Origin of the sequence: Brevibacillus sp. JNUCC-41, from assembly GCF_014844095.1 — a bacterium.
Taxonomy (GTDB): domain Bacteria; phylum Bacillota; class Bacilli; order Bacillales; family DSM-1321; genus Peribacillus; species Peribacillus aracenensis.
Genome location: NZ_CP062163.1, coordinates 3,055,224 through 3,068,403, shown reverse-complemented (window position 1 = coordinate 3,068,403; position 13,180 = coordinate 3,055,224). Strand labels below are relative to the sequence as shown.

At 41.4% G+C, this 13,180-nt stretch carries 10 protein-coding genes; 4 read left to right on the top strand and 6 right to left on the bottom strand.

Going from position 1 to position 13,180, the window contains the following annotated elements; translation table 11 throughout:
- The first annotated feature begins 20 nt into the window (after window positions 1-20).
- Together JNUCC41_RS14900 and JNUCC41_RS14895 are read left to right on the top strand one after the other, a co-directional pair.
- Window positions 21-890 (top strand): SDR family oxidoreductase, encoded by an 870-nt coding sequence (locus JNUCC41_RS14900; RefSeq protein WP_192203681.1) that lies wholly within the window; start codon window positions 21-23, stop codon window positions 888-890.
- A 110-nt stretch (window positions 891-1,000) separates the two neighbouring features.
- Window positions 1,001-1,789 carry an MBL fold metallo-hydrolase gene (locus JNUCC41_RS14895; protein WP_430624066.1) on the top strand — a complete coding sequence of 263 codons (789 nt, stop codon included), beginning with the start codon at window positions 1,001-1,003 and terminating at the stop codon, window positions 1,787-1,789.
- A 38-nt stretch (window positions 1,790-1,827) separates the two neighbouring features.
- On the opposite strand, the gene JNUCC41_RS14890 is transcribed toward JNUCC41_RS14895, so the two are convergent.
- From JNUCC41_RS14890 to JNUCC41_RS14875, 4 genes are all read right to left on the bottom strand, one after another.
- On the bottom strand, window positions 1,828-2,871 hold the full coding sequence (locus tag JNUCC41_RS14890) for a LacI family DNA-binding transcriptional regulator (RefSeq protein WP_192203679.1): 1,044 nt from the start codon (window positions 2,869-2,871) through the stop codon (window positions 1,828-1,830).
- A gap of 342 nt (window positions 2,872-3,213) precedes the next feature.
- Window positions 3,214-4,863, bottom strand: a complete 1,650-nt coding sequence (locus JNUCC41_RS14885; protein ID WP_192203678.1) for a glycoside hydrolase family 13 protein — start codon at window positions 4,861-4,863, stop codon at window positions 3,214-3,216.
- A gap of 79 nt (window positions 4,864-4,942) precedes the next feature.
- Window positions 4,943-6,478, bottom strand: a complete 1,536-nt coding sequence (locus tag JNUCC41_RS14880; RefSeq protein ID WP_192203677.1) for an alpha-amylase family glycosyl hydrolase — start codon at window positions 6,476-6,478, stop codon at window positions 4,943-4,945.
- Between the two features lie 149 nt (window positions 6,479-6,627).
- The gene (locus JNUCC41_RS14875; RefSeq protein ID WP_228467337.1) at window positions 6,628-7,881 is read right to left on the bottom strand and encodes an extracellular solute-binding protein; all 1,254 of its coding nucleotides are present in this window, start codon (window positions 7,879-7,881) and stop codon (window positions 6,628-6,630) included.
- A gap of 366 nt (window positions 7,882-8,247) precedes the next feature.
- Between JNUCC41_RS14875 and JNUCC41_RS14870 the strand changes: the two genes are divergently transcribed.
- Window positions 8,248-10,002 carry a glycoside hydrolase family 13 protein gene (locus JNUCC41_RS14870; protein ID WP_192203676.1) on the top strand — a complete coding sequence of 585 codons (1,755 nt, stop codon included), beginning with the start codon at window positions 8,248-8,250 and terminating at the stop codon, window positions 10,000-10,002.
- Window positions 10,003-10,046: 44 nt separating this feature from the next.
- On the opposite strand, the gene asnB is transcribed toward JNUCC41_RS14870, so the two are convergent.
- Window positions 10,047-11,894, bottom strand: coding sequence for an asparagine synthase (glutamine-hydrolyzing) (asnB, locus tag JNUCC41_RS14865; RefSeq protein ID WP_192203675.1), 1,848 nt, complete (start codon window positions 11,892-11,894; stop codon window positions 10,047-10,049).
- A 285-nt stretch (window positions 11,895-12,179) separates the two neighbouring features.
- Between asnB and JNUCC41_RS14860 the strand changes: the two genes are divergently transcribed.
- Window positions 12,180-12,746, top strand: coding sequence for a DUF2777 domain-containing protein (locus JNUCC41_RS14860; protein WP_076367203.1), 567 nt, complete (start codon window positions 12,180-12,182; stop codon window positions 12,744-12,746).
- A gap of 57 nt (window positions 12,747-12,803) precedes the next feature.
- Here JNUCC41_RS14860 and JNUCC41_RS14855 read toward each other — a convergent pair whose 3' ends face one another.
- The gene (locus JNUCC41_RS14855) at window positions 12,804-13,145 is read right to left on the bottom strand and encodes a YisL family protein (protein WP_192203674.1); all 342 of its coding nucleotides are present in this window, start codon (window positions 13,143-13,145) and stop codon (window positions 12,804-12,806) included.
- Window positions 13,146-13,180 lie beyond the last annotated feature (35 nt).

Sequence of the window (13,180 nt, the reverse complement as noted above, 5' to 3'; positions counted from 1 at the left end):
AAACAGGAGGCGTTTTAATCTTGACTAACCAAAATCAGAACAAACAAGGATTTCCACCTCAACATCAACAGCATCAACCTGGATTGGAAACAAAAATGGAACCTAACCCTGATTCTGTTAAAGCTGCCTACAAAGGAAGCGGCAAACTAAAAGGTAAAACGGCAATCATAACAGGAGGAGACAGCGGAATTGGTAAATCGGTTGCCATTTATTACGCCAAGGAAGGAGCGAATGTGACAGTTGCATACTTGGATGAACACGAGGATGCCAAAGCGACAAAAGAATTGATTGAAAAAGAAGGTCAGAAATGTTTACTCATTTCCGGAGATATCGGTGATGAAGCCTTCTGCCAGGATGTCGTCAAAAAAACGGTTGATGAATTTGGCGGTTTGGACATTTTAGTCAATAACGCCGGTGAACAGCATGTGCAAACAAGTATCCTTGACATTTCAGCTGAACAATTGGAAAAAACGTTTCGCACGAATATTTTCTCGATGTTCCACTTAACTAAAGCTGCATTGAAGCATCTTAAAAAAGGAAGCAGCATCATTAATACAACCTCTATCACAGCCTATCAAGGCAACCCAAAACTAATCGATTACTCTTCAACAAAAGGTGCAATATTGGCATTTACAAGGGCCCTGTCGAACTCCATTTCAAAAGATGGCATCAGAGTGAACGGTGTTGCGCCTGGACCGATCTGGACACCGCTGATTCCTGCCTCATTCGGGGAAGAGGATGTTGCCAAATTCGGCCAGGATACTCCAATGGGCCGTGCAGGGCAGCCAGAGGAATTAGCACCAGCTTATGTATATTTGGCAAGTGATGATTCATCCTATGTCAGCGGACAAGTCATCCACGTAAACGGCGGGAGCGTGGTAAACGGATAAGTTTTCCCCTTTCAAAAGCAGTGGATATCACAAATCCACTGCTTTTGTCTTTCAAGCAGGATATTTCCGGTTAATGCGGAATATATGAATGGGAAGGAGTGGATTCATTTTTGAAAAATATTGTAGATCCATGGTTCACCGTTCAGGAATTGGACTCAGAAACGTTTGCAATCAGTGAATATGGTCATTGGGAGAAGGTTCATTCCTTTTTATTACTTGGGGAGACCCGAGCTGCGTTAATCGACACAGGATTAGGCATATGTTCGATTAAGCGGATTACAGACCAGCTAACCGATCTTCCGATTATCGTCCTGACGACACACGTTCATGCGGATCATATTGGCAGTCATGGGGATTATGAGACAATTTATGTTCATGGTGATGATGCCAACTGGCTGATCAACGGCATTGAAGGTTTGTCCTTGGAACAAATAAGAAAGAACATGGCCCGGGATATCACTGTCCCCATACCCGAATCATTCGATCCTTCTACATACAAGCCATACCAGGGGCCCCCTGATAGGCTCTTATCGGATGGGGACACGATTGAACTTGGGAACCGCAGTTTAGGGATTTATCACACACCTGGGCATTCACCTGGCCACATCTCAATTTTGGATAATGAAACAGGTTATTTATTTACTGGCGACCTGCTTTATTCAGATACTCCAGTTTATGCATTTTATCCCTCTACAAGCCCTGAAGACCTTGTGAATTCATTAGAAAAAATCGCAAAAATCAAGGCAGTATCCAAAATATATGGCGGACACAACCAACTCGGCCTCGAACCAGGGATCTTTGTGAAAGTCCTTGAAGCCATTCAATACCTTAAAGAGAATAATTTGGTTAGACACGGAACGGGTGTACATGCATTCAAAAGTTTCAGTGTGCATTTCTAGGGAAAAAAGGCATTGCTTTTATGCAATGCCCTTTTCGTTCAATAAGTCATGGCCATTGCACCTTGCTTGATTGATCTGCAGGAATGCCTTTCCACGAAATGATGTGGAATGATGGTCCCAGCGGGAGCATCTCCAGTCTGCAGCATTTGAATGATGCCCTTAGCGGCCTGATATCCCAAATCAAAAATATTGATATCTACGGAAGTCAGGGCTGGTAATGACAGTTCAGAGAAAAGAACGTTATTGAAGCTGACGATTGAAATTTCTTCAGGAGTGCGCACGCCCATCTCGCGAAGTGAATGCACGATGCCAAGTGCCATAAGATCATCACTGACCACCAAAGCGGTTGGCGGTTCATCGATGGATAGTAACCTTTTTGCAGCTGTTTGTCCCCCTTCATGCAAAAAATCTTCATGCTGGGTATATTCCCCCCTTCGATCGATTCCAGCCCTCTTCAATGCCCGTTCATATCCTGACAAACGATCAAGGGTCATCACAAGGGTTATGTCACCTCCGATGAATCCAATCCTCTCATGCCCTAGCTGTATGAGGTAATCCGTTGCCTGTTCGGCAGCCAAGACATTATCATTATCAACATATGTTATCTCCTCGAGAAAATCATAGGGTTTCCCAATGATCACAAATGGAAAAGCCCTTGCTCTCAAATAGGTCAGAATGTGATCGTTCATCCTTGAATACATCAGGATAATTCCATCAACCATCCCCCCCTGCACCATATTCACTACTCCTTCGTAGATTTCATCTTCTGTTTTTCCCGTGTTTAGCAACAGGGAATAATGATTTTCCTGAGCTCCTTCACTTAGACCCTGAAGGATCGTCGGAAAAAACGGATTTTGATAATAATCATTTGACGAACTTGGCAATACCAAGCCAATGATCCTGGTAGATTGATTGGCAAGACTGCGTGCAATGAAGTTTGGATGGTATCCTAATTTACTCATCGCCTTACGTACCCGTACCTTTGTTTTTTCACTTATCCGAGGATTGTTTGCAATCACTCGAGAAACTGTTGAAGGTGCAACATTCGCTAACTGTGCCACATCTTTTATTGTTATGGCCATGCATTTCCCCTCTCCCCTCTTAGCCCTTTTTGACTTCATTTAATACAAGGTGAATACCAATAAACACTTCGCTAATATTCGTTTTATATTTATACATTTTGTATGTATTCATAATACACTCAGTTCGATAGTTATATCCATACTTTTTTAAATGTTTGTTTAATTTTTCAGAAAATACTTACTTTTCCGTTTTTTTCATTTCTGTTTTAAAATTCAAAAAGAAGCTGATGTATGATCAGCTTCTAAAAAAATGGCGTGTCTATTGAAGACCAAGAAGTCAGACGACTAACTACATAGGTTTTAAGCTGATTTCCAATCAAGACCATAGAAGTGATTTACCAATTAATAACGATAAACCCTCGTTTCATATGGACGTAAATCAATAAGGGACACCTCAGGACAATCCTCATAATTAGCTAGCAAAAGTTCCATTTCCCCCCAGTAAGAGAGGTCGACTTGGTGGTGATTCATACTAAAATTACATACTACCATAACTGAATTATCATTCATGTTTCTTGTATAAATATAAAGTTCAGGGTGGTCTTCCCATAATAATTCATATTCGCCATAAACAAGGACCTGATGTTTTTTTCGAAGATCAATCATCTTTTTATAAAAATGATAAATGGATGAGGGGTCATTTTTCTGCTGTTCTACATTAATGGCTCGATAATTGGAATTAACCCTCATCCAAGGTGTTCCTTTCGTGAAACCGCCATTTTCGATATCATTCCATTGCATCGGTGTTCGTGAATTATCCCGGCCGCTATGCCAGATAATGTTCATGATTTCATCATGCGGACGACCTTTGGAGGTCTCTATCCGGTAAAAATTTTTCATTCCTACATCATCATAATCATCAATCGAATCAAATTGGACATTCGTCATGCCAATTTCCTGGCCTTGATAAATAAAAGGTGTGCCTTGCATGAAAAAGTATAGAGCCCCAATCATCTTTGCGCTTTCCAACCAGTATTGATGATCATTTCCCCAAGTTGATACACTTCTTGGCTGGTCATGATTTTCAAAAAACAAAGCATTCCATCCTTTGTTTTTCAGCCCCTTTTGCCATTTGGTCAGTGTGCGCTTTAACCCCTGAACATCAACGTCGTGATTCTGACCCCTATTCCAAAGCCCAAGATGTTCAAATTGAAAGATCATATTGAACTTCCCATTCGATTCCCCGACCCATTCTTCCGCCTGCTCAATCCTGACGCCATTGGCCTCACCGACCGTCATGATATCATACTTAGAGAAAGTCTCTTCTTTCAACTCCTGAAGGTAATCCAGAATCCCGTCCTGATTGGTGTGCATTTCAAACGCTGGTACGTACTGATGCCAATAAGGATTGTGCATATCCGGAAGGCCATCACGCTTATGAATATGCGTGATCGCATCAATCCGGAAGCCATCGATTCCCTTATCTAGCCACCAATTGACCATTTCATATAATGCCTTTCGTACATCAGTATTTTTCCAGTTTAAGTCTGGCTGCTTTTCGGCAAATAAATGTAAATAGTATTGATTGGTCCTTTCATCGAATTTCCAGGCACTTCCGGAAAAGATGCTTTCCCAATTATTTGGCTCACGACCGTCCTGCCCATCCCTCCATATATACCAATCCCGTTTCGGATTATCGCGGGACGAACGTGACTCTACGAACCAGGGGTGCTCATCGCTTGTATGATTCAAAACAAGATCGAGTATCACCTTCATCCCACGTCCATGAACATCTTTCAATAACAGATCAATATCTTCGATTGAACCGAATTCATTGGAAACTGCTTGATAGTCACTAATATCATAGCCATTATCCGCATTGGGCGATTTATAAAACGGACAAATCCAAATAACATCAATCCCTAATTCCTGCAAATAGTCAAGCTTTGAAATCAGCCCTTTTATATCACCGACTCCATCACCATTACTATCCATGAAACTGCGCGGGTATATTTGATAGCAGACCGCTTCTTTCCACCAGGTCTTATTCATGCTGTAACCTCCCGATCCTGTTTTCCACAAAGCCTTAGGGACAATGTTTGGCGGCTACCGACAATCGAGAGGTATATGATTATTTTGGTTGGTTCCGTTTTGAACGCTTAATAACCAATGCAATGAATATACCAAAAATAAGAAGAACCAATCCTATGACTAACAGGTAAGGAATATTAATAATCGATTTAGGTGACAGTGTGTATACTTCCGTCGTCTCCCGGTCGATTACGATAGAGTAACTGTTGTCCTTACTGCGGACCAGATCCCCATTCAGCATACCTCTCAACTCTTTATTTCTTTCAAGTTCCTTATCAGTAAGGTTTATCATTTGAGTTTCAGTCGTATTGTTCATGGCAACGACAATCGTTTCATCACCATATACACGCTTGAATACCGAAGTTCCACCTTTTTCATATAAAAGCTCCATATCCCCCTTAACCAACGCTGGGTACATGTCTCTGAGCTCAGAAAGCTTTGTTATATATTCCACCAATTCCTGTTCGGTCTTAAAATTCATCAACTTGTGATTATCCGGGGCAATATCCCCATTCAAGGCAATTTCCGATCCATAAAATACGATTGGCACCCCTGGCATCGTATATAGATACGACAGCGCCATTCTCCATCTGGAACCTGGATTTTCGTTATGGTCCGCTGCATCCTTTGTAAAACGGGGCATTCCCTGTGTATCCATGAATAATGCCTGCTGGGCAGTGCCCCCTAATTCATCTTCGCTTTTCTCAAACGCATTAAAAACAGGCTTCAATTCTTTATCGGGTGCAGCAAATGCTTCCCGTAGCTCAGCATTTTGTGGATAAGCCATAAAAGCATCGATACCCGTCTTCTTGTAGCTTGATATCAAATCGGCATCACCTTGTACATCGCCGATTGTATAGAAATTTGATTTTTCAGATTTGACTGCATCCACAAATTCCTTCCAAAAATCTTTTGCTACGTATTGGACTTTATTTATACGGTAACCATCAATATCAGTTTCCGTTATCCACCATTTGGCAGCATCAAGTAAATATTTCCTTGTTTCCTCATTATCTTGATTCAAATCTGGAAGATCATCGACCCAGCCTGTTTCCAAATCCTTTTGGCTACTGTCCTGGGAAATCTTTTTTTCTTCATGGAACCAATCTTGTTTTTTTGGATCAGTCAGCCACGTGGAGTCAGGACCCACATTATTTGCTTGAAAATCAATGATCACCTTCATATTGCGTTTATGTGCCTCATTCACGAGTTTTTTAAACTCTTTCAATGTCCCATAATGTTTATCCGTCTTATAGAAATCTGCCACCCAATCGCCATGATAGCCATTTTTATCATTAGCGAAAATCGGTGAAAGGATGATAGCGGTATAACCCATATCTTTTAAATAATTCAGTTTCTTCGTGACACCCTCGAAATCCCCACCATTAAACGTGGAAGGGTCATTCACGTTCGCGTCTCCGTTATTTTGAGTATTCCCATCGAAAAATCTGTCGACCAATAATGAATATACGATTTCATCCTTCCAAGTTCGTTGTTCTTTTTCAGCTGCTCCTACTGGAATGGCGTAAAAAAGAAGCAACGGAATTAAAGCGAGTGATAACACTCTTTTTCTCATATCCGCTCTCCTCCTAGCTATCTCTTTACGCCTTTAAGATTAGCCTTTTGACCCCTTAACGTCAAATCCAATTTATAAAAAACTTTACACTAAAGGGACAAATTGGGGGTACTGGTCATGGTTACCGAATCAAGAAAATCAGAACACGATCAACGTTCTTTTTTTATCGTCTTAACCGCTTTATCCAAGACCCTTTTTGGTTTTGCTTTTTGAGTGCTTATTTCATCCATGGCGGCATTCATCGGTCCCCATACCCTATTCATTTCCGGTATATTCGGCACTGGTTCAGCGTATTGTAATTGTATGCTTATGGCTTGTGCCCTTTCATTTTCATTGTTGGCGGCATTGTGTTTGATTGATTTATTAGGAGGGATTTCTCCTGTTAAGTCATAACGCTGCATTGCATTATCATCATTTGTCAAATATTCAACTAACTTAGTAGACCAATAAGGATGTTTTGTGAATGCTGTTACATGCCAGCCTTTGATTTCCATCAACGTTTTCATTGGCTGGCCATTTGGCAATTTGGGCATGGGGGCAATTCCTGTATCCTTTCGCCCGTTAAATGAGTCACCGTCACTCATGATAGAAGCCAAATTCCCTTGTACAAACAACTTCTCGCTCGCTGCCTTGTCACCTTTAGGAATCAAACCCGCCCTATACCATTTTTGGATGTAAGCAGCCCCTTTTATGGCACCCTTATTATTCAAACCAATGTCGGAAGGGTCCAGTTTTCCATTCTTATCTTTAAAAATATAACCTCCCATTCCAGCGATCACTCCATAAGAATCATGGAAATCATTCCATTTGGCATAGTAACCATGCACGTTATCCTTTCTTAATTCCTTCGCCATTTTATAAAGGGCATTCATCGTCTCAGGAGCCTTAGCCATCAGTTTTTTGTTATAAATGAATACGGATGTGTTTACCGATTTAGGCAATCCAAATACCTTATCTTGGTACATCTCCCCACTAATTGAAGGTTCAATGAAGGCGTTCAATACCTCATCTTTCACCTTCATTTCCTGAATTAAGCCTTCCTTCACGATTTGCCCGACTTTTTCATGAGAAAAAGTTACGACATCCGGGGCCTTTCCGTTTCCGATTGGCCCATCACTTCGAAGCCTCTCATACATCTCGGAATCTATTTCAAGCTCTTCATGCTCAACTTTGATTCCATATTCCTTTTCAAAAGCTTCAATAACCGGCATTAGGGCCTCTGCTTTACCTTTTTCCTCCCAAATGATCAATTTTTCCGGCTTCGCTTCATTGCTGGCTGCTTCGTCTTCTTTTTTCTTATTTTCTTTCACTACCTCATTTTCCAAATCTGAACTGGTACCACAAGCACTTACACTAACGATAAAAAACATGGACATGAACAAATGAAAAATCAACTTCTTCACTTTCATTCTCCTTTTTAAAATGTTTATTCTATCATGTCCAAAAGCACCAAATAATACTGTTTTTCAGTTCATTCATTCAAAGAAAGCCACTTAATGAAAGCGATGCCAAAGCTATTGTTATCATTATATGAACGCCTTTGGTTTTTACAACATTTTCCTCGTTGTATTTATTTCCTTGTAGTGATGAACACTTTTTGTTATTTTTTAGTTAATAAGTGCTTCTTTCAATTGAAATCGGGTATATAACCATATTGAAAAACACTTAGCCTGGCTCAGTGCAACTTCATGGTGCCCCCCCCTCATAAACAGCTGGAAGGTTTCCTTTTTCACATCCCCAAATACATATAGAATTGGAGTGGTTTTGTAATGGAATTTTCATCTATACACCATAGACCTAATGACAATTACGGCTATACCATCAACACTGAAACCCTACATATCCGCCTACGTACGAAAAAACAAGATATCTCCTCAGCTGGATTGATCTTTGGGGATCCATACATTTCAGATAATGATGGTCAGTGGCAGTACCAAGAACTTCCCATGAGTTTATCAGGCAGCGATAACCGTTATGATTATTGGCATATCTATGTGAAGCCTCCCTACCGAAGAATTCGATATGGGTTCAAAGTATCCTCGGAAGATGAAAGTGCCATTTACACGGAAAAAGGTTTCTTTAAAGAACCCCCCCGAGATCCGGGAAGCTATTTCGCGATTCCCTATCTACATCAAAATGAAGTTTTCGGGGCACCGGAATGGGTCAAAGATACAATTTGGTATCAAATTTTTCCTGAACGATTCGCGAACGGAAATCCCGACAATGATCCGGAAGGTGTGATACCTTGGGGAAGTGAAGAACCGGCCGTGGATAATTTTTTTGGCGGGGACTTCGAAGGAATCATTGAACATTTGGATTACCTTGAGAATCTCGGCATCAACGGAATATATTTCACGCCAATCTTCCATGCCTACTCCAATCATAAATACGATACAATTGATTACCGGAGTATCGATCCGCAATTTGGAACGAAGGAAACATTGAAAACACTAATAACCGAATGCCACAAACGGAATATCCGGGTCATGCTTGATGCCGTTTTTAACCATAGCGGCTACTACTTCCCCCCTTTTCAGGATTTACTCGAAAAAGGGGAGAAATCGAAATATAAGGATTGGTTCCACCCGCACAGCTTTCCTCTTAAGGGAGGGGAAAGGCCCAATTACGAAACATTCGGTTTTTTTGAATCGATGCCAAAATTGAATACTGCGAATCCGGAGGTGAAAGAATATCTGCTCGAAGTCTCGGCTTATTGGATTAAGGAGTTCGATATAGACGCCTGGAGGCTCGATGTGGCAAATGAAGTCGATCAGCCATTCTGGCGTGAATTTCGAACAACGGTGAAAAATATAAAGCCTGACCTTTATATTCTTGGGGAAATTTGGCATGACTCGATGCCATGGCTTCGCGGCGATCAGTTCGATGCTGTCATGAATTACCCGTTTACCAACCAAGTTTTTCGCTTGGTCGCATCACAAACCATCAATGCACGGGAGTTCACGGAAGAAATGACAGCCATCTATCACAGTTATCCTACCAATGTTTTTGACGTGACATTCAATCTTCTTGGAAGCCATGATACACCGCGGATTTTCACGGATTGCGGTGAAAATCTAGCTCGTGCCAAGCTCATCCACGCAATTCTTTTGACATTCAATGGCAGCCCTTGTATATACTATGGAGATGAAATCGGCTTAACCGGAGGCATGGATCCAGGGTGCCGAAAATGCATGGTCTGGGAAGAAGAAAAACAAAATACCGAGCTTTTCAATGAAATTAAGACATTGATTCTCTTGCGAAAAGAAGAAAGATTACTTGCCAATGATGGAAAGTTCCAATTCCTTAATACAGCCGGCAACGAAAATATCGTGGCCTACCAAAAGTATAATGGAGAACGTTCTGTCGTGATCCTCATTAATCCGACGGATGTCCAGCAATCCTTTACCCTTCCTTTTGATTTGAAAGGACGTACACTAACCGATTTAAGAACAAAAGAAACCACACAGGAAGGTAAATTTGAATTGGGTGGTTATCAATATAAAATTCTCTCATTCAATTATTGAGGCAATGAAAACGGGGCAAATGAAAATCATCCGCCCCGTTTTTTTCAATCGATTATTTGGATATCATATTCTTTGAACCATACATGGGTTTGTGCCAAGTGAGCGAGCAACTGTGGACCTGACATCAATTGCCCGAACCACGGCACTTTAAAGGCGGCACCCTTGGAATCTACTATATCGGTTAGCTTCTTTTTATCGAAAAACTCATGCAGGACCGAATTTTTATCCGTAAGTAAGTCTTTCAACCACGCCTGCACACGGTCTGTATATATAGGGTTATGGGTTTTTGGATATGGACTTTTTTTACGATACAATACCTCATCAGGTAACAGCCCCTCCAACGCTTTCCTTAGAATACCCTTTTCACGGTTGCCTTCCATTTTCATTTCCCAAGGAATGTTCCATGCATATTCAACTAGGCGATGGTCGGCAAATGGCACGCGCACCTCTAAACTTGCCCCCATACTCATCCGGTCCTTCCGGTCAAGGAGCGTCGTCATGAACCATAATAAGTTCATATAGAAAAGCTCTCTCCGTTTTGCTGCCACACCGCTTTCCCCTTCCAATTTAGGCGTTTCGGCAAGGGTGGTCAAATAAGCTTCCTGCGCATATTCCTCCAGCTTCAATTTCTCACGCCATTCCGTTTTTAATAAAGATGCCCGCTCCCCGGTCGATCTCATCCATGGAAAACCAGCACGATTCAAATCATCCTCACGATGAAACCAAGGATAACCTCCAAAAATTTCATCCGCACATTCGCCGGATAGGCCTACGACAAAATCCCGTTTGATTTCCTTACAAAACCAAAGTAAAGAAGAATCGACATCCGCCATGCCCGGGAGGTCCTTTACAAGGACAGCTTCCGTTAAATAATCCGTCAACTGCTCTTGGGTGATGATCGATGAATGGTGAACCGTGTTAAAGGTCTCCGACATCTTTTTAATCCAATACCCATCAGAGTTAGGCTGAAAATCATTTGCCTTAAAATAGCGCTCATTATCTTCATAATCGATGGAATAGGTATGAAGCTGGCCTTTTCCTTCTTTTTGATAGGCGTTAGCCGCAATGGCTGTTATCGCGCTTGAGTCAAGCCCTCCCGATAAGAAGGTACAAAGAGGAACATCTGATACAAGTTGCCGTGTGACTGCATCTTCGACAAGGAAGCGAACCTTATCGGTCGTCTCATCAAGAGTATCCCGATGTTCTTCGCTTTTCACATTCCAATATCTCCAAATCCGGAGGCCTTTCCTTGATAAGGTAAGCGCATGGGCAGGCCTTAATTCATGGATATTATGAAATACACCTGAACCTGGCTTTCGGGATGGGCCAACACCAAAAACTTCTGACAACCCTTCGCGGTCAATCTCCGTTTTAACATCCGGATGGGCCAGGATGGCCTTAAGCTCCGATCCGAAAATGAACCCGCCGTCCCTTTCCGCGTAAAAGAATGGTTTTACCCCCATGCGATCTCTTCCAACGAATAATTTCTGTTCCTTTTCATCCCAAATCGCAAATGCAAAAATCCCATTGAACAAGTCAATGCATTTTTCTTTCCATTCCATATAAGAAGTTAGTAAAACTTCTGTATCAGAATGACCGTTAAAGGAATATCCTTTTAATAATAGCTGTTTACGAATATCCTCGGTGTTATATAGCTCACCATTATAACAAAGTGTATATCTGCCGTTTTCGTGATTTTTCGTCATCGGCTGTTTTCCGCCTTCCGCATCGACAACCGTTAACCGTTTATGACCAAAGGCTGCATGGGCTTCGCTCCAAACATTTTCTTCGTCTGGCCCCCGCTTTGCCAACGTTTTTGTCATGTTTTCCAGTGTTTTCGTTTTTGTCCGTAAATCTTTTTGAAAATGCACCCAGCCTGTTATCCCACACATTTTACACTTCATCCTTTCTATCCGGACCAACAAAAATATATTGGCTCCCTGTCTTAAAAAAGATTTACAGTCCCTAAGTATCGATCAGCTATTCCGTAGGACTACCCTGCCCACATCGCCCGGCGTTGTTAATGAATTGTTGAGCAAAGCATCCCTTGTTTAAACATAGCCTATGCAAAGACGGAAAGATGGTTATTTGTCCATAATATTTTAAAATATACAGTTATATTTTCATTGGATTTTGACTAAAAAGTAGGTGAGGATTCCACTATTGGAGGTATATGTATGAGTCAGCAACAACGAATCAAGTTAATGAACAGGCAAACAAGAGCTTTTACCGAAGGAACAGTGGAAAATATCAATCAACAATGGATTTTTTTCGATGATGAAACAGATGAGGCCTGCTCCATTGAAGACCACGTTGATAGCATCATTGAAGTGTACAGGGGTGGGCGCTGGCAGCAAGGAGTAGTTGAAGAAGAGGGGAAAATCCTGCTTCACCGGGAAATTACCTTCTTAAGGGAAAATGAGCCCATTCGGATACGCAAAAAACTACTCTACTCTTTTGAACGCTTATTGGAAGAATTGAACGATGATTCCTTTTTCCAATTTGTAACGACATTGAATTCACTTGATTTTTCTATTTATGATTGTATATATAGTTATAACCAGCTCACCTTTTTAAGGGCAGTCCCTAACCAGTCCGGCGTTAATTTCTTCACCTTTGATAACGAGAGTCAAATATGCCTCGTCCAACACCACTTTTCTTATGGGAAAAAGGATCACGATCGTTTTGAATTCACCCTGAACACTGGAAAAAGGATCGTCATTGAGAAAGTGAATTCACAATAATGGGTAAAAGAAAACGGGTAAATGAGATATCCTCATTTACCCGTCTTCAATTCTACATTAGAAAAAGTCCATTCCTTGTGGCAGCGAAAGCCCTAAATAAAGGACGAATACAAACGCTACGATGAACAATATCCACATGGCGCTTGTGCTTTTCCCTTTTTTCGTACGGACCAGCACCATCTCCATCGCCGCAATCACGATGATTCCAACAATCATTTTTACTGCGTAAGCACCAAAATCAGTGATCAGCATTCCGCCAGTCAGGAAAATCAATAGATAGAACAACCGTGTTATCATATGTAGCATTTTCGCTTTCGGATTTCCACCTTTAAGCATCGAATATGTGACAAAGAAAAGAATGATTCCGATAACCCAAGCCGTAATATGCATATGTGTCATTTTTTTGCCCCCTCGTTCAGTTTCCATTTCATCTT

Bases quoted from the DNA above. Each gene is read 5' to 3' on its own strand.
- JNUCC41_RS14890 (WP_192203679.1), bottom strand. From the start codon at position 2,871: ATGGCCATAACAATAAAAGATGTGGCACAGTTAGCGAATGTTGCACCT.
- JNUCC41_RS14885 (WP_192203678.1), bottom strand. From the start codon at position 4,863: ATGAATAAGACCTGGTGGAAAGAAGCGGTCTGCTATCAAATATACCCG.
- JNUCC41_RS14880 (WP_192203677.1), bottom strand. From the start codon at position 6,478: ATGAGAAAAAGAGTGTTATCACTCGCTTTAATTCCGTTGCTTCTTTTT.
- JNUCC41_RS14870 (WP_192203676.1), top strand. From the start codon at position 8,248: ATGGAATTTTCATCTATACACCATAGACCTAATGACAATTACGGCTAT.
- asnB (WP_192203675.1), bottom strand. From the start codon at position 11,894: ATGTGTGGGATAACAGGCTGGGTGCATTTTCAAAAAGATTTACGGACA.
- JNUCC41_RS14860 (WP_076367203.1), top strand. From the start codon at position 12,180: ATGAGTCAGCAACAACGAATCAAGTTAATGAACAGGCAAACAAGAGCT.
- JNUCC41_RS14855 (WP_192203674.1), bottom strand. From the start codon at position 13,145: ATGACACATATGCATATTACGGCTTGGGTTATCGGAATCATTCTTTTC.